The following is a 24,536-nucleotide window of genomic DNA, read 5'->3' as shown; positions in this document are numbered from 1 at the left end:
CACCCGCGTGCGAGTACCCGGTTCGAGCGCCCTCAAACCAGGGCTTCACCTGCCGCCGCTACCGTGGCGGGATGCGTGTGACCTGGCGTGAGAAGAACGCTCGGCAGTGGATCTCCGAGCTGTCCGACCGGATCGGCATGGCCGGGTGGGCGGCGCTCGCCGTCACACCCGCGCTCGCGGCCGAGGTCGACCAGCACGGCGCCGCGGTGCGCGACATCCTGCTGTTCGGCGTCGAGGGTGCCGGTGCGGTGGGCGCGGTCGTGCTGCTCGCGGCGTACGGGCGGGGGCTGCTCGACAACGCGGCCGATCTCGAGTGGACACCTGCGTCGTGGCTCGGCGTCCGGCTGATGGCGATCTGTCAGCTCGCTCACGCGCACGACGTGAAGCCGCTGACCGACGACACGTACGCGCTTCCGAACGTCACATGAAAACGAGGCGCACCCCAGCGGGCGCGCCTCGTCGTGACACGGTCGATCAGACGTCCTCGGGCCTCCGCGAGCCGAGCACCGGGTCCTGCGCCGGCACCGACCGCTCGGTGACGGGCACCGGCTCGGTCACGGGATCCGGCGCGACGGAAGGGGTCTCCGTCCGCGGGCGGACCGCGTCCTCACGGCCGCGCTGGTAGGCCTCCGCCTGAGCCTTGGCCTGCGGCAGTTCCTGCTCCGCGCGCCCGAGCCAGCCTTCCCACCGCTGCTGCATCGGCCGCACCAGGCCACCGCCCACGCCGACGACCAGGATGCCGCCGACCGTCGCGAGCACCGCGATCAGCACCGGCGTGGTCACCGTGGTGGCGACCCCGATCTGGTTCAGCGCCGCGATGATGCCCAGCGCCCAGATGAAGATCGACGCGATGTTGGCCAGCACCCGGCCGTAGGAGAGCCCGCCGAGCGCACCGCCGATGAAGTCCTTGACCGCGTTGGCGACCGCACCGGCCACCACGACGATGATGATCGCGACCGCGGCCTTCGGCAGCCACGACACGATGCCGGTCAGCAGCTCGGAGACGGGGTTCGGGCCCCACACGCCGAACGCGATCTGCAAGGTGATCAGCAGCAACGCGTAGTAGACCAGCTTCGCGAGCAGGTCAGAGGCGTCGTACTTGCTGTTCGCGAGCATCTGCCGGATGCCGCCGCGTTCCACGAGCCGGTCGAAGCCGACCTTTTCGAGCACCTTGTCGACGAGCTTGGCCACCGCCTTGGCGACGAACCAGCCGATCAGCAGGATCAGCAGGAAGGCCGCCAGCTTCGGCACGAACGTCGCGACCGCGCGCCAGGCGTCGGTCAGCCCTTGTTGGAAGTCCACGTCGAACTCCTTTCACCTGGGAGCCCGACGCGGGCGTCCCGCACCAGGCAGTACCCGGTGCGGGACGCGTTCACACGGATCAGGACACCTGCCGCAGCTCGCGGTCGCTCGCCACGAGGTGCTCCCAGGTCCGGCCGCGCTGACTGGGCGGCGCGGAACCGTCGGCGGTGCACACCGGGTACACCAGGCCGAAGGGAACCGGCTGATCGAACTCGTCACCGGTGCGAACGTCGACGACGCGACGCAGGTGTGCCATCACAACCACTCCTCACGACCGACGGGGCCGCACGCGTCCGGGCAACCACCCGGACGGGGGACCTGGGGTTTGGGATCACCGAATACCCCGTGAACAGCGCGGACATGCCTCCCGCCGTTGCGACATAAGAGTGAACTGACTGTCTGAAGTGGACTAACGCACGGAAACCGTCAGAGTGAGGATCCCGTTGTGCGGCACGGTGAGGATCCGCATGCGGCGCCCTGGATAGGTGATCGTCGACGCCGTCCGCAGCACGGGGTCGAGCGACTGGGCCCAGTCGAACCGGACCACCGTCGCGCCGCGGGTCAGCGTGAGCCCGCGGGAGTCGAGCGCCACGGTGTCCGAATCCCTTACCACCAACGGAATCTGCTCGGTCGCGGCGGAACTCGCCCGCACCGACCGGGTGATCCGATCCCCCACCGTCACCTCGGTCACGACCGATCCCGACGGCGTCCGGTAACGGAACCGGTACGGCTCACCACCCAGGAACTCGGCCTGCTGCACCCCGTCGGAATCCGGTACCTGGCCCGGAAACACGGTCGCCCAGCACGCGTGGTTGTTGTTGTTCATCGACTGCACGAGTGTGCCCGCGACCGGGTGCCACAGGAACGTCAGCCCGGTGCGCGCCAGCGAGGTCGCCCGCCGGGTTCCGAAGTAGCCACCGAGGTAGAACCGCGGCCGCCGCACGAACAGGAAGTCCTGGCCCTGATCGCTGCGCCGCTCGGTGAAGTGCGCGCGGTGATACGGCAGGCGTGCGATCGCGGCCGTCCGTTCGGAACGGCTCGGGTACCGCTCGCCGTAGATCGCGTGGGCCAGGATGCGCGGCGAGGTGTCCGGCTTGACCAACGCGGGCACCGGCGCCGGGTCCGCCGCCCACGCCGCCCGTGCCGCGGCCAGGTCCTCACGGCTGGAGAGGAACGCCGCGAGATCGGGGACCACCGGCACGAACTGGTTGTTCAGCGCGGTCCGTTCGGGATCGGGCCGGACGTCGGCGTAGAACTTCGAGGACGTGCGGGAGTTCGGCGCGATGTTGGCGAACCAGCCGGACCCGTCCGGTTCGCGCAGCAGGTTGTAGCCGAGCCAGTCCGTGTACTTCCGGGTCATGGCAACGAGGTTGGGGTCCTCGGACTGACGCCACGCGTCGGCCAGCTCCGGCAGCATCACCTCGAAGTTGTAGTTGGTGTCCGCACCGGACTCCTCGTAGAAGAACCCGGCGGGGCTCTGCCCGGTCGAGGCCAGCCGGGCGAACGCCTCGGTCAGCCGTTGCCGCAGCCCCGCGTCCGGGTCCTGCTTCAGCGCGAGCGCGGCCCCGGCGAGACCGGCGGTGGTCTGGTTGGCCCAGGTGAGCGGGCGTTGCCAGACGCCGCTGTTCGACCCGTCGAGGAACCACGTCATGGCGCGGTGCAGTGACGCCGAAATCTGAGCCTGCCGTTGTGGCAGCACTCCGGCCCGGCCGAGCAGGGCGTTGGTCTTGCTCAGGTACCCCATGGCGAACCCGGTGGCCGCCAGCGAGTGCTGGTCCCGGGAGTACTCGGGCCACGAACCGTCGCCGTGCTGAAGCCCGAGGTAGTGGCCGAGCCCGGCGTCCAGCGCGGCCAGCACCTGCGCGTTGCCGCGGTACGGGTTCCACGAGCGGGACTGGGTGGCGAACCACGCCAGTGTGTAGACGTGTTCCTGCACGCGGGCGTTGTACGGGGCGTTGGGGTTGCGCCACCAGCCGCCGCCGAAGAACCCGCTGGAGTTCATGTCGGCGACCATCGGCGAGACCAGCATCAGGTACTGGGCGAAGCGCTGTTCGTCCGGCGCGAACGAGCGCCGGTCCGGGGTGACGGGCGGGGGCGCCGGCAAGGCGTGCGCCGACGCCGGCAGGGTGGCGAGCAGTCCGATCGCGGTGGCACCGGTGATCAGGCTGCGACGACTGAATGCGTTCACGGGCCTACCTCCTAGGGGGAGACTCTCGGGACCCTCGCCCTGCCAGGCTGCACCCGTCAAGATGCTAATTCGAATTATTACAGGCTTGACGGCAGTCGGGGCGCTGTCGCAGACTCTCGGCCAATTCGAATTGGCAGGTGGACATGGCCAAGAGGCTCACCCAGCAGGACATCGCGCGGATGGCAGGCGTCAGCCAGGCCACGGTGTCGCTGGTGCTCAACAACCGGCAGGACGCCGGCGTCCGCATCGCGCAGGAGACGCGGGCGCGGGTGCTGGAGGTGATCCGCAGGACCGGCTACGTCGCGAACCCGATCGCGCGCCGGCTGCACGACCACCGCAACCGCATCCTCGGCGTGTTCACCTACGAGGCGGTCTTCCCCAGCACGCGCGCGGACTTCTACCAGCCGTTCCTCGAGGGCATCGAGGAGCAGGCCGAGGAGATCGGCTGCGACCTGCTGCTGTTCACCAGCGCCAAGACCGGCGGCAAGCGGCGGATCTTCAGCGACGACAGCAGGATCCGGCTCGCGGACGGGTGCGTGCTGCTCGGTCGCACGCTCGATCGCGACGATCTCGCGCAGCTGTTGACCGAGGGCATCCCGTTCGTGTCGATCGGACGTCGTGACGACGCGGGCGGTCCCGTGCCGCACGTCGGCGCCGACTACCGCGCGGCGGTGCGGAACCTGGTGGACCGCGCGGTCGCTCTGGGCCACCGCAAGTTCGCGTACATCGGTGCGGGCAACGGCGCGGAGTCGTCCGCGGACCGGTTGCGCGGGTTCCGCGAAGCCGTTGCCGCACATGGTGTCGACGGCACGCACGTGCCGTTCGCCGGACTCGACCAGCTGCGGGACGCGGGCATCACCGCCGTGCTCACCGAGGAGGTCTCCGACGGTGCCGCGCTCGTCCTCGCCGCCCGCGGGCGCGGCCTGTCCGTCCCCGGTGACCTGTCCGTGCTCACGCTCGGCGCGGCCACCCGGCCCGCTCCCGAGGAGATCGGCCTGACCGGGTTCACCATCCCGCGGCGCGAGATGGGCCGCCGGGCGGTGCAGGCGCTGACCGAGGTGCTCGAGAACGCCACCACCCCACAGGAACTGCTCCCCTGCGAGTTCGTCGAGGGCTCGACGCTGGGCGGGGTCTGACCAGGCTCAGGCCGCTGATCAGGAGGAACGTTGTCCGACAGGAACACAGACGTCGTCGTCGTGGGCGGCGGGCTCGGTGGCGTCGCCGCCGCGCTGGCGCTGCTGCGCGCCGGTCGCCGGGTCGTGCTCACCGAGGAGTTCGAGTGGCTCGGCGGCCAGCTCACCAGCCAGGCCGTGCCGCCCGACGAGCACAGCTGGGTCGAACGCTTCGGCGTCACCGCGAGCTACCGGGCGTTGCGCGACGGGATCCGCGACTACTACCGCCGCCACTACCCGCTGACCCCGCGGGCGCGGGCGTGGCGTGAGCTCAACCCCGGCGCGGGCAACGTGAGCAGGCTCTGCCACGAGCCGCGCGTCGCCGTGGCGGTGATCGACGAGATGCTCGCGCCGTACCGGGGCAGCGGGAAGCTCACCGTCCTGCAACCCGCCAGGCCGATCTCCGCGCGCACCGACGGCGACCGGATCGTGTCGGTCACGGTCGACCACAACGGCGAGCACATCGAGCTCTCCGCGCCGTACGTCCTCGACGCGACGGAGACCGGCGAGCTGCTCCCGTTGTCCGGCACCGAGTACGTGACCGGCTTCGAGTCCACTCTGGACACCGGAGAGCCCAGCGCGCCCGAGACCGCCCAGCCGGCGAACATGCAGGCCATGTCGGTGTGCTTCGCGATCGACCACGTCGACGGCGACCACACGATCGACAAGCCCGCGCGGTACGGCTTCTGGCGCGACTACCAGCCGGAGTACTGGGGCGACCGGATGCTGTCGTTCCGCTCCCCCGACCCGCGCACGCTCACCACCGCCGAGCGCACGTTCACCCCGAACCCGGACGAGGACCCGCTGTCCGTCCTGTCCGACCAGCGGCTCAGCGCGGGCGACAGCAACCTGTGGACGTTCCGGCGCATCGCCGCCCGGCGCAACTTCGTCGACGGCGCCTACGACAGCGACATCTGCCTGGTCAACTGGCCGATGATCGACTACTTCGAGTCGCCGGTGATCGACGTGCCGGACGCGGAGAAGCACATCGCCGCGGCACGGGAGCTCTCGCGGTCGGTGCTGTACTGGTTGCAGACCGAGGCACCGCGCCAGGACGGCGGCACCGGGTTCCCCGGCCTGCGGCTGCGCGGTGACGTCACCGGGAGCGCGGACGGCCTGGCCCAGGCGCCCTACATCCGCGAGTCACGGCGGATCCGCGCCGAGTACACGATCGTCGAACAGGATCTCTCGCTCGCCGTGCGCGGCGACAAGGGCGCCGTGCAGCACGCCGACGCCGTGGGTGTCGGCATGTACCGCATCGACCTGCACCCCTCGACCGGCGGCGACAACTACCTCGACGTCGCGAGCTGCCCGTTCGAGATCCCGCTCGGCGCGCTCGTCCCCCAGCGGGTGGAGAACCTCCTGCCCGCGGGCAAGAACATCGGCACCACCCACATCACCAACGGTTCCCACCGGCTGCACCCGGTCGAGTGGAACGTCGGAGAGGTCGCGGGCGCGCTCGCGGACTTCTGCCTGGCGCACCGAGTCACCCCTCGCGCGGTGCGCAACACCCCCGGCCTGTTCGCGGACTTCCAGCACCGGCTGGAACGCGACGGGGTCGAGCTCCGCTGGCCGGACGTGTCCGGTTACTGACCCAGGGAGACAACGATGTCCCGACTTCCAGCGCTGATCGTCGCGGTTCTGCTCGCCCTCACGGCGTGCGGTGGTTCCTCTGCCCAGTCCGGTCCGAAGTCGCTGCGCATGACCGTGTGGACCGCCAACGAAGCACATCTCAAGCTGCTCAACGAGATCGCGACCGAGTACAAGGCGTCGCACCCGGACGTCACGGAGATCAAGTTCGACTCGATCCCCGCCGACGGCTACACCACCACCCTCACCACCCAGATCGCCGGCGGCAACGCGCCGGACCTGGCGTGGATCCTGGAGGAGTCCGCACCGGACTTCGTCTCCTCCGGCGCGCTCGCCCCGATCAGGAGCAAGATCGAGAAGGCCGACGAGCTGACCCCGAGCGGGATCAAGCTCTGGGAGAAGGACGGCGAGCTCTACGCCTACCCGTTCTCCACCTCACCGTTCGGCCTCTTCGTCAACACCAGCCTGGTCAAGGACGTCCCGGCGAAGTGGACGTGGGAACAGGCGATGGCCGCGGCCGCCGCGTCCGGCAAGGGCCTGGTGCTGCCGGACTTCAAGTACCAGAACTGGGCGGTGCTCTCGGCGATCTGGCGCGGCTGGGACGCCAACGCGTGGAGCGAGGACGGCCGGTCGTGCGGGTTCGCCAGCAGGGAGATGAAGGACGCGATGTCGTTCATCCACAAGGCGATCTTCACCGACAAGGCGATCCCCGGCCCCGGTACGACGGTGGACTTCTTCGCGGGCAACGCGGCGATGGCCGTCAGCCAGATCTCACGGGCGGGTGCGTTGAAGGACGCCAAGTTCACCTGGACGCTCGTGCCGCTGCCCACCGGTCCCAAGGGTGACTACGCGGTGATCGGGCAGGCCGGCGTGGGCGTCATGAAGCGGTCCAAGAACGCCGAGGCCGCCGCCGACTTCCTCGGCTTCTTCACCAACGAGGCCAACTCCGCCAAGCTCGCGCAGTTCTTCCCGTCCGTGCGGTCGTCGCTGCTCAACGCCCAGACGCTGGCCAAGAGCAACCCGCTGATCAGGCCGGAGCAGCTGCAGTCGGTCGTGGTCGAGGGCATCAGCAAGGGCGTGGTGAAGCCGAGCCACCAGGGCCAGGAGGAGCTGAACCAGACGATCCGCGCGGCGCTGGACCCGTTGTGGAAGGCCGACGCGAACGTGTCCGCCGTGCTCGACGACGTCTGCGTGAAGATCAAGCCACTGCTGGAGCGCAAGTGACGTTCTGGACGTATCGCAGGCGCGACAACCTGGTCGGGTACCTGTTCGTCGCGCCTGCGTTGCTCGGCAGCCTCGCGTTCGTGCTCATACCGCTGGCTTTGGTCGGCTGGTACAGCCTCAACGAGTGGAACGTGCTCGGCGGCACCTTCGAGTTCATCGGTGGCGAGAACTACAAGCAGCTGCTCGCCGACGAGAAGCTGCGTGAGTCGCTGGTCGCCACCGCGTGGTTCGCCGCGGGGCTGGTGGTGCTGAACCTGTCGCTGGCACTGCTGCTCGCGGTGCTGCTGAACCAGAAGCTGCGGGGCACCACGCTGTTCCGCACGCTGTTCTTCTCCCCCGTGCTGGTGTCGCTGGTGGCGTGGACGCTGGTGTGGCAGCTCATGCTGCAACCAGAGGGCAGCGTGAACGGCCTGCTCGGGTTCTTCGGCGTCCACGGCCCGAACTGGCTGCGCGGCGACACCACCGCGATGGTCTCGGTGATCGTCGTGCAGGTGGTCAAGAACGTCGGCCTGAACATGGTGCTGTTCCTCGCGGCGCTGCAAGGGGTGCCGGCACCGCTGTACGAGGCGGCCAAGATCGACGGAGCCGGGGCGTGGACCAGGTTCCGCCGCATCACCATCCCGTTGATCAGCCCGACGATCCTGCTCACGTCGATCATCACGATCGTCGGCTCGCTGCAGGTGTTCGCGCAGATCGCGGTGCTCACCCAGGGCGGGCCCGGCACGTCCACCACCGTGTTGATCTACTACCTGTACCAGCAGGCGTTCCAGTTCCACCACTTCGGCTACGGCGCGACGATCTCGGTGCTGCTGTTCGTCATCGTCGCCGCGCTGACCCTGCTGCAGTGGCGGATGCGCCGGAAGTGGGTGCTCCATGAGTCGTGACGTCAAGAAGCGCGGTGTCACGAAACGCAGCGTCGCGCTCTACGGACTGCTGTGCCTGCTGTGCGTGCCTTTCGTGTTCCCGACGTGGTGGATGGTCACCTCGTCGATGAAGCCGATCAGCGAGATCTTCTCTCTGTCGCTGCTGCCGGCGGAGTGGACGTTCTCCACGTACGAGCAGGTGTTCCGGATGCAGCCGTTCGGGCAGCAGTACTGGAACAGCCTCTACATCGCGGTGATCGTCACGGTCGGCACGATGGCGGTCGCCGCGATGGCCGGGTACGCGTTCGCGCGCATCAGGTTCCCCGGCCAGAACGCGCTGTTCGTGGTGGTGCTGACCGGCCTGCTCATCCCGAGCGAGGTCACGATCGTGCCGTTGTTCCAGCTCTTCCAGTCCCTCGGGATGACCAACACGCACTGGCCGCTGATCATCGTGCCGATCTTCGGCGCACCGTGCGTGCTGGCGATCTTCATCATGCGCCAGTTCTTCATCGCGCTGCCGCCCGAACTGGAGGAGGCCGCGCGGATGGACGGGCTGGGCCGCGCCGGGATCTTCTACCGGATCGCGCTGCCGCTCTCGAAGCCCGCTCTCGGGGCGGTCGCGATCTTCACGTTCCTGCACTCGTGGAACCTCTACCTGGAGCCGATCGTGTACCTGTCCACACCGGACATGTTCACGCTGCCGCAGGCCTTGACCCAGTTCGTCGACATCTACGGCGGTCCCATGTGGAACCTGCAGCTGGCTGCGGCGACGATGACGGCCGTGCCGATCCTGGTGGTGTTCGTGCTGGCACAACGGCAGTTCATCGAGGGCCTCGCGCACACGGGCGTGAAGGGGTGATCGATCCCGAGATCGCGGCGTTGGTCGACCTCTCCCGGCCACCGCTGACTCCTGACGGGATCGCGGAGCGCCGGGCCACCGGTCGAGTGGTCACCGACGCCGAACTGACGCGGGACGGCACGGTGACGTTCGAGGAGTCCGACGCGGACGGCGTACCTGTGCTCGTGCTGCGCCCGGCCGGATCCTCGCAGGGCCAGCCGGTGCTGCACCTGCACGGCGGCGGGATGGTCGCGGGCACGCGGCGCAGCGACCTGCACGTGCTGGCCGAATGGGTGTCGGAACTCGGCGTGGTGCTGATCTCGCCGGAGTACCGCCTGGCCCCCGAGCACCCGCATCCGGCACCGGTGCAGGACTGCTACCGGACGCTGACGTGGATGGAACGCAACGGTCTCACCTCTCCCGTCGTCGCGGGCACGTCGGCGGGCGGAGGGCTGGCGGCGGCGGTGACGCTGATGGCCCGCGACTACGGCGGACCGGCCATCCGCGGGCAGCTGCTGATGTGCCCGATGCTCGACGACAGGTGCGAAACGCCGTCCAGCCACCAGTTCCTGGCCGGCACCACCTGGGTGCGCACGTCGAACCTCACCGGCTGGACCGCGCTGCTCGGTGACGCGCGGGGCGGACCGGACGTGTCCCAGTTCGCCGCCCCGGCACGGGCGGCCGACCTGTCCGGCCTGCCGCCCACCTACGTCGACGTCGGCTCGGTGGACGTGTTCCGCGACGAGGCCGTCGACTACGCGGCCCGGATCTGGCGCGCCGGTGGAGATGCCGAACTGCACGTGTGGCCCGGCGGGTGCCACGGGTTCGACCAGCTAGCCCCGGAGGCGGCGCTGTCCCGCCGGGCCCGCGCCGCGCGGATCGAGTGGTTGCGCCGCCGGGCCGGCTAGTGGTGTGGCGTGGAACGTTGCCGGGGAATGCGCGGTCAGACGGGTGCATCGCGGTGCCGCGCGCATGGCCGCTGGGGTGTTGTTCCGCGACAAAGCGGGCCGGGTGCTGTTGCTCGAGGCGAGATCCTCTCCGGGCAACGCATCGCGTAGCCACTGGGCCACTCGCCCTATCCCGGCTCAAGTGCGGTTCGACCAGAGCGCGGGAACATCGTGCGATGGGCCGTGATCGCAAGTCACCACAAGGATCTGACAAGTCCGCCGCGGACAGCCACGACGTGATCGAGGTGCGCGGGGCGCGGGAGAACAACCTGCGAAACGTCTCGCTGGACATCCCGAAGCGCCGTCTCACCGTGTTCACCGGTGTGTCCGGTTCCGGGAAGTCGTCACTCGTGTTCGGCACCATCGCCGCCGAGTCGCAGCGGCTCATCAACGAGACCTACACCGCGTTCCTGCAGGCCATGATGCCCAGCCTCGGCCGGCCGGACGTCGACGAGCTGCGCAACCTCAGCGCCGCCATCATCGTCGACCAGGAACGGATGGGTGCGAACTCCCGGTCGACCGTCGGCACCGCGACCGACGCGCACACCATGCTGCGCATCGTGTTCAGCCGGCTGGGCAAGCCGAACATCGGCACGTCCGTGGCGTTCAGCTTCAACTCCACAGAGGGCATGTGCCCGGAGTGCGAGGGCATCGGCAGCGCCCGCGGCCTGGACATGAACGAGATGTACGACGTGGAGAAGTCCCTCAACGAGGGCGCCATCACGATCCCGAACTTCCACCCGCGGTCGCAGTACTGGCAGACCTACAACATGTCCGAGTTCTTCGACATGGACAAGAAGCTCAAGAACTTCACCAAGAAGGAGTGGGAGCTCTTCCTCCACGCCCCGGCGGAGATGCTCAAGCGGGACAAGTTCAACTTCAAGTACGAGGGTCTGCTGGTCAAGTTCGACCGGATCTACGCGGGCAAGGAACGCGACACCGTCCAGCCGCACGTGCGGGCGTGGATGGACCGCGCGATGACGTTCACGACGTGCAACGCCTGCAACGGCACCAGGCTCAACCAGGCCGCGCTCGGCTGCAAGATCAGGGGCAAGAACATCGCCGAGCTGTCCGCGATGCAGATCAGCGACCTGGCCGAGTTCCTGCGCAAGGTGACCAACGCCGAGGTCGCGCCGCTGCTGTCCAACCTGCTGGGCACCCTCGACTCGCTCGTCGAGATCGGCCTCGGTTACCTCAGCCTCGACCGCGAGTCCGGCACGCTCTCCGGCGGCGAGGCGCAGCGGGTGAAGATGGTGCGGCACCTGGGTTCCGCGCTCTCCGACGTCACCTACGTGTTCGACGAGCCGACCACCGGCCTGCACCCGCACGACATCGAGCGCATGAACAACCTGCTGCTCATGTTGCGGGACAAGGGGAACACGGTGCTCGTCGTCGAGCACAAGCCAGAGGCCATCGCGATCGCCGACCACGTCGTCGACCTCGGCCCCGGCGCCGGCGTCAACGGCGGCGAGCTCTGCTACACCGGTGACCTCGCCGGCCTGCGCAAGTCCGGCACGCTCACCGGCAACCACCTCGACCACAAGGTCGGCCTGCGCGACCAGGTCCGCACGCCCAAGGGCAAGATCTCGGTCAAGGGCGCGAAGCTGCACAACCTCAAGAACGTCAGCGTGGACGTGCCGCTCGGCGTGCTCACCGTCGTCACCGGCGTCGCGGGCTCCGGCAAGTCGTCGCTGATCCACGGCTCGCTCGGGTCGCAGCCCAACGTGATCAAGGTCGACCAGTCCGCCATCCGCGGCTCGAAGCGCTCGAACCCCGCCACCTACACCGGGATGCTCGACTCGATCCGCAAGGCGTTCGCCAAGGCCAACAACGTCAAGGACTCGCTGTTCAGCGCGAACTCCGACGGCGCGTGCCCGAACTGCAAGGGCATCGGCCTGATCTACACCGACCTCGCCATGATGGCGGGTGTCGCGACGGTCTGCGAGGAGTGCGACGGCAAGCGGTACACGCCGAAGGTGCTCGGCTACAAGCTCAACGGCAAGAACATCGCCGAGGTGCTGGCGATGCCCATCGCCGAGGCCGCCGAGTTCTTCTCCGACGGTCCCACCAGGGCGATCCTGGGCCGGCTGGTCGATGTGGGCCTCGGCTACCTCGGGCTCGGCCAGCCGCTCAACACGCTGTCGGGTGGTGAGCGTCAGCGGCTCAAGCTGGCGATCAACATGACCGACAAGGGCGGCGTCTACGTGCTCGACGAGCCGACGACGGGCCTGCACCTCGCGGACGTCGACAAGTTGCTCGAACTGCTGGACCGCCTGGTGGACAACGGGAACACCGTCGTCGTCATCGAGCACCACCAGGCCGTGATGGCCCACGCCGACTGGATCATCGACATGGGTCCCGGTGCCGGGCACGACGGCGGCAAGGTGGTCTTCACCGGCACGCCGCACGACCTGATCGCGTCGGGCGACACGCTGACGGCCCAGCACCTGCGGACCTACGTCAAGGACTGACCACCAGCCTGATCATTCGTATCGCGGGTGGGTGGTGTGCCATTCGAAGCCACCACCCATCCAGGCTTTCGTTCCCTTGAGGAACCGCTGCAGCTCCACCGAAGGCACGGCCAGCAGCGCCTTGTGCCCCGCCTCGAAGTCGCGCACCAGCTGGTTGTGCAGCTCGACGGTCCGTGCGGTCGCCTCGGCGATCGAGCACTCACGGTCCGCCGCGATCTGCAGCACCATGTTGCAGACCGGCTTCTCGTCGGCGGCGTCCTTCTCCACCGACACCAGGTCGTTCACCATCACCGCCGCCGTGCCCGCGGACGTCAGCAACTGCCGTACGCGCGGGTCGTAGTACAACGGCGCCGGCAACTCATACCCGCCAACGGCGTCGATGAGCGTCATCGACGTGTAGAAGGTGTCGTGCTGACGCGTGGCGAGGTACTGCCACGCCGGCGGGTAGTTGCCGGTGTGCCGCCACGCCGCATAAGCGCCCCACGACACGAACATCGCGAACGTCGAGTAGCAGGCTCGTTGCACCACGGTCGCCGTGCTGCGGGCGGCCAGGTGCGCGATGCCCGACCGCAGCCCCACGAGCACCGGGTCCGCCGCCAGCGCCTCCTCCAGTTCCGACGTGAACTCCGCCGCGGGCGCGACCGGGTCCATCGCGGCCATCGCCAGAGCCAGCCGCGGCGGCAGCTCGGCCGGGACCGCGCCCATCTCGGTGCTGTCGGCGTACAGGTCGTCGGCGGCCCACCACGCCGCGTTGAGCTTCGCGGCGATCAGGAGCTGGTCGACGTCGTCAGTGTCCACGTGCGTGAGCACCACGAAACGGCCGAACTTGCCGCCCAGGAACCGTTCCGGCTCCTCGAACCCGCAGTCCCCCGCCCACGCGACGAGGCGCTCGTCCACGGCGGCGGCCAGCAGGTCGTCCTCGCGTTCGCACACCGGCACGTACAGCGGCGGCGCCGTGCCGTCACCCCACGGACGTTCCGCGTATCCAGGTTCCGGTGGCAGGACAACAGCCTCGGGCCGCCCGAGCCGGGCAGCGGAGGTGCCCAGCCCGGACGGCCCGGTGAGGAGATCCTTCATCAGACGCGGTCCGCGGCGATCAGGAGGTAGTGGAAGCTGCCTTCCTTGTACGCGGTGAGGAACGGGTCCTCGATGCCGGTCGCGACCGACGACTTCGCGCGCAGCTCCCAGTACGGGATGGTCTCCGCCGTCAGGTCGACGACGCTGATCGGCACGAACCCGTTGTCCGCCAACGCCTTGAAGTACTCGCTGCGCGGGTGGATGTTGCAGATGTAGTGCTGGTCGATCTGGCTGACCGCCCGCGAGCGCAGCCCGGTCAGGTCGTTGGAGCAGCCGGTGATGCAGACGTACCGGCCGCCGGGCGCGATCAGCCGCGCGAACTCGCCGTACAGCTGCTGGAGGTCCACGTACATCGTGGTCTCGTTGGTCCAGATGCCGTTGAACGACCCGGTCTCGAAGCCGGTGTCGAGCATGTTCTTGAAGTGGAACCGGACCTGGTCGGAGATGCCGCGCTCGGCCGCCTGGCCGTTGGCGAACGCCACCTGCTCCTCGGAGATGCTGACGCCGTCGACCTCGCAACCGAACCGGGCGTTGGCCATCACGCTCGTGCCGCCGCGCCCGGAGCCGCCGTCCATCAGCCGGCCGCCGATCGGGACGTCGCCGAAGTGGTCGAGCAGCACCTCCGCCTGCGCGGTCTCGAGGCGGTGCATCTCGGCGATGATCGCCGCGTCGCGGACCTCGGCCGGCGCCTCCAGCACGGCGGGGTCGTACGCGCCGAGCCCGTAGTGGTGGTGGTAGAGACCGTCGACCTCGCCCAGCTTGATGTTGACCGGGTCCTTCTCCTTGTTCCAGTAGTCAGCGACGGAACGCTGGTAGTCGGTGCGCAGAACCGGCTTCACAGTGGGGCTCGCCATGACCAGTGGTGCTCCTGTTCGTTGGAACGCTCGCTGCCGAACAGCAACCGACTCTTGCAGCCTTTGGCGGACACGGCGATCCGCCGTTCAGGCTTGGTTCGGACACGAACGGGTGCGACGAAAGCGTCCCTCAGTGGGCACCGATCGGTGTACGGCGGCGTCGCCGATCGGGATCCCTGGCTGTCAGGCGTTCTGGCGCATTGCCCGCACTTCGTCCCGCAGTGCCCGGACCTCCTGCAACAGCAGGTCGTCGTGTGTCGCGGCGCGAGGTGCGGGCAGGTGCTGCACGTCCGACTCCATCGCACTGCACACGACGGCGATGAACAGGTTGAGCATCGTGAAGGTGCCGACCATCAGGTAGCAGAGGAAGAAGATCCACGCGAGCGGCTGGTGCACCATCAGGTCGCGCATCACGTCCGACCAGCCGTCGCCGGTGGTGATCTGGAACAGCGTCAGCAGCGTCGAGCCCAGGTCACCGAACCGCGGGTCGCCGGAGTCGCCGAACAGGTTGCTCGCGATCACGCCGCCGATGTAGAGCAACAACATCAGCAGACCGGTCAGCGAGATCAGGCCTGGCACCGACTTCACCAGCGCGGTCACCACCCTGCGCATGCTCGGCACCATCGCCACGAGCCGCAGCGCCCGCAGGATCCGCAGCGACCGCAGCACGGACAGCGGACCGGCGGCGGGCAGCAGCGCCACGGCGACGATGACGAAGTCGAAGACGTTCCACGGGTCGCGGAAGAACCGCCAGCCGAACGCGTACAGCCGCGCGGCCAGCTCGGCGACGAAGACGGCGAGCGCCAGGTGGTCGATCGTGCTGAGCAGGTCACCGTGCTTGGCGACGAGGGCCGGTGAGGTCTCGGCCCCCAGCGTGATCGCGTTGACCACGATCACGCCGATGATCATCCACTGGAACCGTGTGCTCTCGACGACCTCGCCGATGCGGGCGCGCAACGTCATGCCTGACTACTCCTTGCCGGGGGGACAAGGGCTCTATCGGCCGACCAGGCGCCGAGCTGATCACCCGGTCGTGTTGATCAGCTCCAACCGGCTGGCGGTGCGGGCGAGGTCGAGCGCGCTGCCACCGACGATCTCGTGCAGCGGGTGCTCACTCACCAACGTCAGCCGGACGTCCTTGTCCACCAACACGTCCACGACGTTCGCGAACCGTTGCTGGGCCTCGCGATCGCACGTCGCCGGCCTCGGCACGGCGGTGATCACCCAGTCTTCGTGGCTCTCGGCCAGCACCAGGTAGTCCTGCGTGGAGGTCGGCTTCTCGCACAGGTCGCCGAAGTGGAACCAGACGCGGTTCCGCCTGGTGCCGAGCGCGGTGATGTCGCGGCCGTTGACGGCGAGGGTGATCGGCGTGGCCGGCGGTTCGGCTTCGGTGACGATCTCGCCGGTCTCGAAACGCGATCGCGGCCGGCCGTGGAGGTGCCGGTAGTCGGTGCCGCCGTCCAGTTCCACTGGGTCCATCAGTTCCTTGACCAGCGCGATGCCCGGCAGGAAGTGGTCGTGGTAGAGCGGGTTGGGCAGCAGGCCGTCCGGCGGGTAGTTGGACGTGGCGATGATCATCACGCCACGTGCTTGGAGCGCCTCCAAGAGTCGGGTCATCAGCATCGCGTCGCCGATGTCGTGCAGGTGGAACTCGTCGAACGCCAGCACTCGGGTCCGGCCGATCAGCTCACGCACGGCCTTGGCGACAGCGCCGCGCTCGTGCAGCCGTTCGGAGATCCGCGTGTGCAGCTCCTGGAAGAACGCGTGGAAATGCACACGGCGTTTGTGCTTCACCGGGAGCGCGTCGAAGAACGCGTCCGCCAGGAAGCTCTTGCCCCGGCCGACCGGTCCGTGCAGGTAGACACCCCGGCGCCGCTTTCCCAGTTCTTCGAGCCGCGCGACGGCGTGCAGCTGTGCCTCGTCGAGCTCGTATCCGCTGCTCGACACCCATGCGTGAAGATCCACTCTTACCCCCGCGCCAGCTTACGATCGACCCCGTGAGCAATGTCGAGGCCGAACCGGCAGAAGTGACGTGCACCTCCACCCCAGGCGACGTTGAGGTGCTGGAACCGCGCGAGGTGCCGTTGGGCGGCCCGCGGGCGATGTCGGTGCGCCGCACGCTGCCCCAGAAGCAGCGCTCACTGATCGGCGCGTGGTGCTTCTGCGACCACTACGGCCCCGACGACGTGAAGATGGACGTCGCCCCGCACCCGCACACCGGCCTGCAGACCGTCAGCTGGCTCTTCACCGGCGAGATCGAGCACCGCGACAGCCACGGCGTGCACGCGTTCGTCCGCCCCGGCGAGCTCAACCTGATGACCGGCGGCCGCGGCATCTGCCACTCCGAGGTGTCCACCACCTCGTCGTCGGTGCTCCACGGCGTGCAGCTGTGGCTCGCCCTGCCCGACGCGCACCGCGACGCCCCGCGCGACTTCCAGCACTACGCCCCGCCGACCGTCGTTCTCGACGGCGCGGCGCTCCGCGTCTTCCTCGGTTCACTGGCCGGTTCGACGTCGCCTGTGACCACCTTCACACCGCTGCTCGGCGCCGAGATCGTGCTGCCCGCAGGGGCAACGATCAAGCTCGACGTGGCCCCGGAATTCGAGCACGGCGTCCTGCTCGACACCGGTGACGTGATCGTCGGCGAGACCGCTCTCGCCCCCGGCGCACTCGGCTACCTCGGCACCGGCCGCACCACGCTGACCCTCTCAACCCAAGACGGCGCACGGGTTGTGCTGCTGGGAGGCGAGCCGTTCGGCGAGGAAATCGTCATGTGGTGGAACTTCGTGGGCCGCACCCACGACGACATCGCGGCCTGTCGAGACGAGTGGCAGGCCGAGACCGACAGGTTCGGCCGCGTCGACGGCTACGACGGAGCACGCCTACCTGCGCCGCCGCTGCCTGGTGGCCGTCTGCGTCCGCGCGGCAACCCCGCGTGACTGTTGTCAAAAGTCATAGTTTTACGGGCTTGTAAATCACGTTCTGATCGCTTTTCCTGATCGAGGCATCCACGGAGGTTGCCGGACGTCTAAGGGGGCATGAAGAACGTGACTCGAGTGGGCGCCGACTCCGTCTTTGCGTTCATCGCTCCCTCAGGGCGCCCCATGCCCGTCGAGGTCGAGCTCGGCTACCGCGCCGACGACCCGCACGCCGTGACCATGACGTTCCGGATGGGACGCCAGGAGACGGTGTGGCTGGTCAGCCGCGACCTGCTCGCCGACGGACTCATCACCACCAGCGGCGCGGGCGACGTGCGCCTGCGTCCCCACAACTCCACGACCGCGGTCCTCGAGCTGCAGTCCGACATCTCGCACGCGGTGTTCCACGTCCGCTCGTCCGAACTGCAGGAGTTCCTGAACTCCACCTACGACGTAGTCGCCCCCGGTTGCGAGAACGACTACGTCGACTTCGACGCCGAACTGCGCAAGCTGCTCGACTAACTGACCCCGTTGCGGATCGCGCGTGCGTAGGCCGCCGCGGTCCCCTGCGCCGAGCACGCCTTCATGTCGTCGTAAAGCCACATGAAGCCACCGGTGATGCCGGCCGAACCGCGCCACGACCGCATCTTGCTCTCGACGGTCGCGGGCGAGTCACCCGCCGAACACCCCGAACCGTGCTTGCTCCACAGCCCCGGATCCACGGTCATGCCGAGCGCGCGGTTCCAGGCCGCCGGGTTGTTGCCGGCGCCGCCCGCATAACCCTGCAGGTACACGCGATCGACCATCGCGCCGCCCAGGTTGTTCCTGAGGCTCGCCCAGAACGACTGGTTGGTGTACGGCGCGAACGTGAACTTCGAGTACCCCAGCCCGGCCGCCATGCGCGCGAACGCCGCCGTCGGCCCCACCTGGTAGAACGACTCGTCGTCGTTGTTGATCGCGTCGGCACCCGTGGCGCTCTTCAACGCCTGGAAGTTGCGGTACAGGATGCTCGACGAACCGGTGCCCTGCGAGCTGATCAGCCTGGCGATGTTCTCCCAGTCCGGCACCGCCCAGGCCCCGATGCTCACCTCGATGCGGTTGACCGAGGTCGGCGCCTGCTTCAACGTCCGCAACCGCGCGGGCCAGCCGGCGTCGCCGACGTACCTGCCGTTCGACACGATCAGGACGTCGTTGTAGTACAGGTCGCCGTTGGGACGGACGTGAATGCTCCACAGGATCACCGTCGTGAACCCGGAGGAGCGCAAGGTGTTCATCACGGCTTGGCCGTCCGCGTAGAACGGGCCACCACCGAAGACCGCCGATCGCGGCGACTGCTGCGCCGCGGCGGGTGTCGGGTCGAGCGCCGCCACACCGGCCAACGCCAGCACGGCTGCGAGGAGAGCGGGGAGAGCCGGGAACCAGGGCCGCCTCATCAACGCATGTCCCTTCGTCGGGCGGCGGCCTCTTCCTCACCATAGCGACCTGATCAAGCAGCTCGGCGCCGGTGTGCCAGCACCTGTACGTCAGCACTGGTCTGCCAACACCGGCACGTCAGCACCGACATCTCAGCACCGGCATGTCAGCACCGGCACCTCAGCACCGGCACCTCAGCACCGACACCTCAGCTCCGGTCTGCCAACGCCGGCCTGCCAACACCTACATCTCAACACCGGTATGTCAGTGCCGGCCACGGTCCGGTCCGGCCGCCCCCGCGTTCCTCCTTTCTGCGGGAGGCGGATGACCATGTTCTTGTGACATCCACCAGACGGCGGCAGGCGTGGATCCGGACGAGGTTCACTCGTCCGAGTGAGCCCTGAACCACCTAGCTCCTGAACCACCGAGCCTCAGAACCGCCGAGCTCCTGAACCACCGAGCCTCAGAACCGCCGAGCTCCTGAACCATCGACCTCCTGGGCCGCTGGCCTCGCACTGACCTCGCGCTGTCCTCGCACTGGCCGGCCCGCGGTTCCCGAAGGCCGCGACCCACCCGACGAACGGCCGGTCGTCCCCACAACAAAAGTTCCGGTCCGTCAACTTCTTGCGTGATCCTGTTCACATCTTGCACTCTGGGATCGAATCGCCGACAAAGGAGTTCGCGATGCCCCTGTCCCGCCGAACACTGCTCAGCACCGCCATCGCCGCCCCCGCGCTGGGGCTCCTGCCCGCCCCTGCGCGCGCGGCGAGCCCGCCCGGCGACGTCGTCGGCAAGATCACCGTTGGATATCAGGGCTGGTTCGCCTGCCGGGGGGACAACTCTCCCATCGACGGCTGGTGGCACTGGAACGACGACTGGAGCCAGCCGCCCGCACCGCCGACCAGTTCCGTCGTCGCGTGGCCGGATGTCCGCGACTACGCCCGCACCTACCAGACCGCGTTCGCCAACCTGAACAACGGACGGCCCGCGACCCTCTTCTCCAACTACGACAGGCAGACCGTCGACGTCCACTTCCAGTGGATGCGCGACAACAACATCGACACCGCTGCGCTGCAACGGTTCAACCCGACCGGCGGCGAGGGGCCGATCCGGGACGCCGTGACCGCGCACGTGCGGCCTGCCGCGGAGGCGACCGGGCGGAAGTTCTACATCATGTACGACGTCACGAACTGGCAGAACATGCAGTCGGAGATCAAGACCGACTGGCTGAACAAGATGTCCGCGTACACGTCGTCGCCCGCGTACGCCCGGCAGAACGGCAGGCCCGTCGTCTGCATCTGGGGGTTCGGGTTCAACGATCCCGGACGGCCGTGGGGGCCGGAGCCGTGCCAGGACGTCGTGAACTGGTTCAAGGCGCGGGGCTGCTACGTGATCGGGGGTGTGCCCACCCACTGGCGTCTGGAGATCGAGGACTCGCGACCGGGTTTCGCAGGCGTGTACCGGTCGTTCGACATGATCTCGCCGTGGATGGTCGGCCGGATCGGCACGCCGGCGGACACGGATCGCTTCTACACCAACGTGAACACACCCGATCAGGCCGAGTGCAACGCTCGTGGGATCGACTACCAGCCGTGCGTGCTGCCAGGCGACGTGGGGGCGCGGCAACGGTTGCACGGCGACTTCATGTGGCGGCAGTTCTACAACATGGTTCGCCTTGGCGCGCAAGGCATCTACATCTCGATGTTCGACGAGTTCAACGAGGGCAACCAGATCTGCAAGACCGCGGAGACGCAGGCCGACGTGCCGGCGGGCTCCGGTTACCTTGCGCTCGACGAGGACGGCACCCGTTGTTCCGCCGACTACTACATGCGACTCACCGGGGACGGCGGCCGGATGCTCAAGGGGCAGCTCGCGCTCACCGCGATCAGGCCCACGCAGCCGTGGCTCGGTGGTCCGCCCGCGCCCGACGTCGACCTGGCCGCCGGTCGCCCGACGTCCCAGAGTTCGCAGACACAGCATTACGGGAGCGGTTTCGTCGTCGACAACGATCCGCACTCCTACTGGGAGAGCGCGAACAACGCCTTCCCGCAGTGGGTTCAGGTCGATCTCGGCACCGCGGCGGCGTTGCGACGTGCCGTGCTCGCGCTCCCACCGAACCCCGCCTGGGGGCGACGGACCCAGACCCTCGCGGTGGAGGGCAGCACCGACGGTCAGTCGTTCAGCACGTTGCTTCCCGCGGCCGGGCACGTCTTCGATCCCGCGAGCGGCAACACGGTCACGCTCTCACTGCCCGGCACGCAGGTCCGGCACCTGCGGCTTTCCTTCACCGGCAACACGGGGTGGCCGGCCGGTCAGTTGTCGGGGCTGCGGGTGTACACCTGACGGACCCTTGTAAACTGAAACGTGTTCTAGTTATTCTACCGGCATGATCGCCACAGTGGTGTGGGGCACCGGAAACGTCGGCCGTGCCGCGATTCGCGCCGTCGAGGCCCATCCGGGACTGAAACTGACGGCCGTGGTCGTCCACAACCCCGAGAAGGCCGGCCGGGACGCGGGCGACCTCGCCGGGCTGGAGCACGAGCTCGGAGTCGCGGCCACCACCGACATCGAGGCGGTGCTGGCCGCGAGCCCGCGCGCGGTGGTCTACGCGGCGTCCGGCGACATCCGCCCGGACGACGCGCTCGCCGACATCACGAAGGCGATCAGGGCGGGCGCGGTCGTCGTCACGCCCTCGCTCTACGCGCTGTACGACCACCGCAGCGCGCCGCCCGAGTTGCGAGAACCGGTTCTAGCGGCCATCGAGGAAGGCGGCGGGTCGCTGTTCGTCTCCGGCGTCGACCCCGGCTGGGGCAACGACGTGCTGCCGTTGATGATCAGCGGGCTGGGCAGCCAGATCGACGCGGTGCGCTGCCAGGAGATCTTCGACTACTCCACCTACGACCAGCCCGATGCGGTGCGATGGCTGATCGGGTTCGGGCAACCGCTCGACTACCAGGCGCCGATGCTCATGCCGACGGTGCCGACCATGGTGTGGGGCGGGCAGATCCGGTTGATGGCCAGGGCGCTCGGCGTCGAGATCGACGAGATCCGCGAGACCGTCGACCGGCGCGCGCTCGACACCACGGTGACGACCAGGACCATGGGCGAGTTCGAGGCGGGCACCCAGGGCGCGATCCGGTTCGAGGTGCAGGGCGTCGTCGGCGGCGAACCGCTCATCGTCATCGAGCACGTCACGCGCATCCACGCCTCGTGTGCGACGGACTGGCCGATGCCGCCCTCCGGCGACGGCGCGCACAAGGTGATCATCGAGGGCAGGCCGCGCATCGAGGTGGCGGTCGAGGCCGTCGACGAGGGCGAGAACCGTTCCGCGGGCGGGAACGCGACCGCGGTCGGCCGCATCGTCAACGCCATCGACTGGCTGGCCGCCGCGGAACCCGGACTGTACGACGCGCTCGACGTCCCGTTGCGGCCCGTGGCCGGCAAGCTCGGAAGGAGCCATCGATGAACGTGGACATCCCCGAGGGCAAGGACCCCATCGGGTACGTGTGGGGCGAGATGGTGCCCGGCATCGGCATCGCCGCCGCGAACCTCTCGCTGGCCGTGTACCAGCACACCACGCTGGGGCTGCGCGAGTTCGAGGCCGCACGGCTGCGGATCGCGCAGATCAACGGCTGCATGTTCTGCCTCGACTGGCGGACCGAACGCGAGGGCGTGAAGGTCGAGGACGACTTCATCGACGCGGTGACCCAGTGGCGCACCACCGACGCTTTCGACGACCGCGCGCGGCTGGCCGCGGAGTACGCCGAGCGGTACGCACTGGATCACCACGGTCTCGACGAGGAGTTCTGGTCCCGCATGACCGAGCACTACAGCCAGGTCGAGATCGTCGAACTGACCATGAGCATCGGGGCCTGGCTCGTGTTCGGCAGGTTGAACCGGGTGTTCGGCCTCGACGCCATGTGCGTGCTACCGAAGTTCTGACCGAGTCCACATCGGACCGTCAGAGATCGGTGGCGATGATCTTCTCGATGTTCCTCTCGGCCAGCGCCGTGATCGTGACGAACGGGTTCACCACGGTGCTGCCGGGAATCAACGACCCGTCGATGACGTACAGGCCCGGGTATCCGTGCAGGCGACCGTAGTTGTCGGTGGCCTTGTTCAGGATCGCGCCGCCGAGCGGGTGGTACGTCAGGTGGTCGCCCCAGATCTTGTACACGCCGAAGAGGTCGGTCCGGTAGATCGTCCCCTCCTTCGCGTTGATCTTGTCGAAGATGCTCTTGGCGGCGTTGATCGACACCTCTTTCCACGCGGTCTGCCAGTTGAGGTCGACCTTGCCCGCGGCGGCGTTCCAGGAGAACTGGGCGCGGTTCGGGGTCCTGGTGATCGACAGGTAGAACGACGCGTAGGTCTCGATCCCGGTCGGCAGCGGCGCCACCTCGGCGAACGCGCCGCCGGCCGCCCAGTTGTCGATGCCGAGCGTGGGGATGGACGACTGGAGCTTGCCCGTCGGGTCCCACATGTGGTTGGCGCGCCCGCACATGACGTTGCCGTTGTCACCCCAGCCCTTGCCGACCTCGCCGTTCAGGTTCGGCAACGCGCCGGTGGCCTTGAGCTTCACCAACAGCTTGCTCGTGCCGACGCTGCCCGCCGCGAAGAACACCTTGGCGGCCGTGATCTGCTTGGTGGCGATCGGGTCGCCGTTGGTGTTGAGCTGCTCGATGAAGACCGTGTAGCCACCACCTGACGCCGGTGTCACCGACACGACCCGGTGCAGCGGCGAGATGGTGACCCGCCCAGTCGCGCGCACCTTGGCCAGGTATGTCTTCTGCAGCGACTTCTTGCCGTAGTTGTTGCCGTAGAGGATCTCCCCCACCAGCGCCGACTTCGGGACGGTCCCCGCGGCCTCCCGCTCCATGTAGTTCCAGTCGTACACGGTCGGCACGAACACGTACGGGAAGTTGGAGCGCTGGGCGTGCTTACGGCCGACTCGCGCGTACTGGTAGGCCTCGGTGCTCTCGAACCACGCCGACCTGATCAGGCTGGCGCCGAGCTCGGCGTTGGCGCGCGGGTAGTAGGTGTTGTACATCTCGTCGGGGTTCACCGTCGGGAGCACGCCGCCGAAGTACTCGCGTTTCGGCGTGACCGCCATGCCTCCGTTGACGAGCGAGCCGCCACCGACGCCGCGGCCCTGATAGACGGTGATGCCGGCGAACTCCTCGGCGTCCAGCACGCCGGTGTAGCGCGGGATCGCCTTGTCGATCGGGAAACCCAGGAAGTTGCTCAGCGGCTGTTTGGTCTTGGTGCGCAGCCAGAACGACCGCTGGTCCGGCGTCGTCGTGTTGGCGAAGATCTTGCCGTCCGCACCGGGCGTGTCCCAGGCCATCCCCATCTCGACCATGTGGACGTCGACACCGGCCTGGGCGAGGCGCAGCGCCGCCACGCTACCGCCGTACCCGGTGCCGATCACCAACGCGGGGATGACCGCGGCATCGGTGATCGAAGTGGACGCTCGTGCCGCCGCCGAGCCGAGGCCACCAAGTGCCACGGCACCAAGAATAGAACCTGTTCCAGCAATAAAACTACGGCGTGAAGAACCCTCGAAACCGTTGTCACACGTCATTGTGTGGGTCATGTGATCTTCCTCACTGTGGGCACATGAGAACAAGTTATACCTGTGCTTGTGGGACAAGTCACTACCTGGTAGTCCCGGTTCATTCG

Annotated in this window: 22 protein-coding genes; 13 read left to right on the top strand and 9 right to left on the bottom strand. The window is 68.2% G+C overall.

Annotation, left to right across the window (positions count from 1 at the left end):
• The first annotated feature begins 71 nt into the window (after nt 1-71).
• Entirely contained in the window at nt 72-428 is a 357-nt protein-coding gene (locus SK803_RS03445; RefSeq protein ID WP_319964247.1) for a DUF6401 family natural product biosynthesis protein, read from the top strand.
• Between the two features lie 46 nt (nt 429-474).
• On the opposite strand, the gene SK803_RS03440 is transcribed toward SK803_RS03445, so the two are convergent.
• The 3 genes from SK803_RS03440 to SK803_RS03430 all read right to left on the bottom strand — a co-directional run bounded on the left by SK803_RS03440 (nt 475) and on the right by SK803_RS03430 (nt 3,490).
• Nucleotides 475-1,302, bottom strand: coding sequence for a mechanosensitive ion channel family protein (locus SK803_RS03440; RefSeq protein ID WP_319964246.1), 828 nt, complete (start codon nt 1,300-1,302; stop codon nt 475-477).
• Between the two features lie 79 nt (nt 1,303-1,381).
• Nucleotides 1,382-1,558, bottom strand: a complete 177-nt coding sequence (locus tag SK803_RS03435; protein ID WP_319964245.1) for a hypothetical protein — start codon at nt 1,556-1,558, stop codon at nt 1,382-1,384.
• A gap of 153 nt (nt 1,559-1,711) precedes the next feature.
• Complete coding sequence (locus SK803_RS03430; protein ID WP_319964244.1) at nt 1,712-3,490, bottom strand: hypothetical protein; 1,779 nt, start codon at nt 3,488-3,490, stop codon at nt 1,712-1,714.
• A 143-nt stretch (nt 3,491-3,633) separates the two neighbouring features.
• Between SK803_RS03430 and SK803_RS03425 the strand changes: the two genes are divergently transcribed.
• The 7 genes from SK803_RS03425 to SK803_RS03395 all read left to right on the top strand — a co-directional run bounded on the left by SK803_RS03425 (nt 3,634) and on the right by SK803_RS03395 (nt 12,595).
• Nucleotides 3,634-4,626: a LacI family DNA-binding transcriptional regulator gene (locus SK803_RS03425; protein ID WP_319964243.1), complete on the top strand. Its 993-nt coding sequence runs from the start codon at nt 3,634-3,636 to the stop codon at nt 4,624-4,626.
• A 30-nt stretch (nt 4,627-4,656) separates the two neighbouring features.
• A complete protein-coding gene (locus tag SK803_RS03420; protein ID WP_319964242.1) occupies nt 4,657-6,255 on the top strand; it encodes an FAD-dependent oxidoreductase in 1,599 nt (532 codons plus the stop codon).
• A 15-nt stretch (nt 6,256-6,270) separates the two neighbouring features.
• The gene (locus tag SK803_RS03415) at nt 6,271-7,476 is read left to right on the top strand and encodes an ABC transporter substrate-binding protein (protein ID WP_319964241.1); all 1,206 of its coding nucleotides are present in this window, start codon (nt 6,271-6,273) and stop codon (nt 7,474-7,476) included.
• Nucleotides 7,473-8,360 carry a carbohydrate ABC transporter permease gene (locus SK803_RS03410; protein WP_319964240.1) on the top strand — a complete coding sequence of 296 codons (888 nt, stop codon included), beginning with the start codon at nt 7,473-7,475 and terminating at the stop codon, nt 8,358-8,360. Before SK803_RS03415 ends, SK803_RS03410 begins: the two co-directional genes overlap by 4 nt.
• A complete protein-coding gene (locus SK803_RS03405; RefSeq protein ID WP_319964239.1) occupies nt 8,350-9,198 on the top strand; it encodes a carbohydrate ABC transporter permease in 849 nt (282 codons plus the stop codon). The genes SK803_RS03410 and SK803_RS03405 overlap by 11 nt, the downstream gene beginning before the upstream one ends.
• A complete protein-coding gene (locus SK803_RS03400) occupies nt 9,195-10,085 on the top strand; it encodes an alpha/beta hydrolase (protein WP_319964238.1) in 891 nt (296 codons plus the stop codon). The genes SK803_RS03405 and SK803_RS03400 overlap by 4 nt, the downstream gene beginning before the upstream one ends.
• A gap of 215 nt (nt 10,086-10,300) precedes the next feature.
• Nucleotides 10,301-12,595: an excinuclease ABC subunit UvrA gene (locus tag SK803_RS03395; protein WP_319964237.1), complete on the top strand. Its 2,295-nt coding sequence runs from the start codon at nt 10,301-10,303 to the stop codon at nt 12,593-12,595.
• A gap of 12 nt (nt 12,596-12,607) precedes the next feature.
• Here the strand turns inward: SK803_RS03395 and SK803_RS03390 are convergent, their stop codons facing one another.
• The 4 genes from SK803_RS03390 to zapE form a co-directional block, all read right to left on the bottom strand.
• Entirely contained in the window at nt 12,608-13,672 is a 1,065-nt protein-coding gene (locus SK803_RS03390; protein ID WP_319964236.1) for a family 2 encapsulin nanocompartment cargo protein terpene cyclase, read from the bottom strand.
• Nucleotides 13,672-14,526, bottom strand: a complete 855-nt coding sequence (locus SK803_RS03385; protein ID WP_319964235.1) for a geranyl diphosphate 2-C-methyltransferase — start codon at nt 14,524-14,526, stop codon at nt 13,672-13,674. The genes SK803_RS03390 and SK803_RS03385 overlap by 1 nt, the downstream gene beginning before the upstream one ends.
• A 183-nt stretch (nt 14,527-14,709) precedes the next feature.
• On the bottom strand, nt 14,710-15,489 hold the full coding sequence (locus SK803_RS03380) for an ion transporter (RefSeq protein WP_319964234.1): 780 nt from the start codon (nt 15,487-15,489) through the stop codon (nt 14,710-14,712).
• Between the two features lie 60 nt (nt 15,490-15,549).
• Complete coding sequence (gene zapE / locus SK803_RS03375) at nt 15,550-16,491, bottom strand: cell division protein ZapE (protein WP_319964233.1); 942 nt, start codon at nt 16,489-16,491, stop codon at nt 15,550-15,552.
• A 32-nt stretch (nt 16,492-16,523) separates the two neighbouring features.
• On the opposite strand from zapE, the gene SK803_RS03370 reads away from it, so the two are divergent.
• Nucleotides 16,524-17,465: a pirin family protein gene (locus SK803_RS03370; RefSeq protein WP_319964232.1), complete on the top strand. Its 942-nt coding sequence runs from the start codon at nt 16,524-16,526 to the stop codon at nt 17,463-17,465.
• A gap of 99 nt (nt 17,466-17,564) precedes the next feature.
• Entirely contained in the window at nt 17,565-17,966 is a 402-nt protein-coding gene (locus SK803_RS03365; RefSeq protein WP_319964231.1) for an SsgA family sporulation/cell division regulator, read from the top strand.
• Here SK803_RS03365 and SK803_RS03360 read toward each other — a convergent pair.
• Complete coding sequence (locus SK803_RS03360; protein WP_319964230.1) at nt 17,963-18,877, bottom strand: lysyl endopeptidase; 915 nt, start codon at nt 18,875-18,877, stop codon at nt 17,963-17,965. The two genes, SK803_RS03365 and SK803_RS03360, sit on opposite strands and share 4 nt — an antisense overlap.
• Nucleotides 18,878-19,541: 664 nt before the next feature.
• Here SK803_RS03360 and SK803_RS03355 point away from each other — a divergent pair.
• The 3 genes from SK803_RS03355 to SK803_RS03345 are packed head-to-tail and all read left to right on the top strand — an operon-like array spanning nt 19,542 to nt 22,799.
• Complete coding sequence (locus tag SK803_RS03355) at nt 19,542-21,200, top strand: discoidin domain-containing protein (protein WP_319964229.1); 1,659 nt, start codon at nt 19,542-19,544, stop codon at nt 21,198-21,200.
• A 43-nt stretch (nt 21,201-21,243) separates the two neighbouring features.
• Nucleotides 21,244-22,323, top strand: a complete 1,080-nt coding sequence (locus tag SK803_RS03350; protein ID WP_319964228.1) for an NAD(P)H-dependent amine dehydrogenase family protein — start codon at nt 21,244-21,246, stop codon at nt 22,321-22,323.
• Nucleotides 22,320-22,799, top strand: a complete 480-nt coding sequence (locus tag SK803_RS03345) for a carboxymuconolactone decarboxylase family protein (protein WP_319964227.1) — start codon at nt 22,320-22,322, stop codon at nt 22,797-22,799. The genes SK803_RS03350 and SK803_RS03345 overlap by 4 nt, the downstream gene beginning before the upstream one ends.
• A gap of 19 nt (nt 22,800-22,818) precedes the next feature.
• Here SK803_RS03345 and SK803_RS03340 read toward each other — a convergent pair whose 3' ends face one another.
• Nucleotides 22,819-24,363: a GMC oxidoreductase gene (locus SK803_RS03340; RefSeq protein WP_455032240.1), complete on the bottom strand. Its 1,545-nt coding sequence runs from the start codon at nt 24,361-24,363 to the stop codon at nt 22,819-22,821.
• Nucleotides 24,364-24,536 lie beyond the last annotated feature (173 nt).

It is taken from the genome of Lentzea miocenica (assembly GCF_033949945.1).
In the GTDB taxonomy this organism is placed as follows: domain Bacteria; phylum Actinomycetota; class Actinomycetes; order Mycobacteriales; family Pseudonocardiaceae; genus Lentzea; species Lentzea miocenica.
This window is presented reverse-complemented; position numbering and strand designations above follow the sequence as displayed.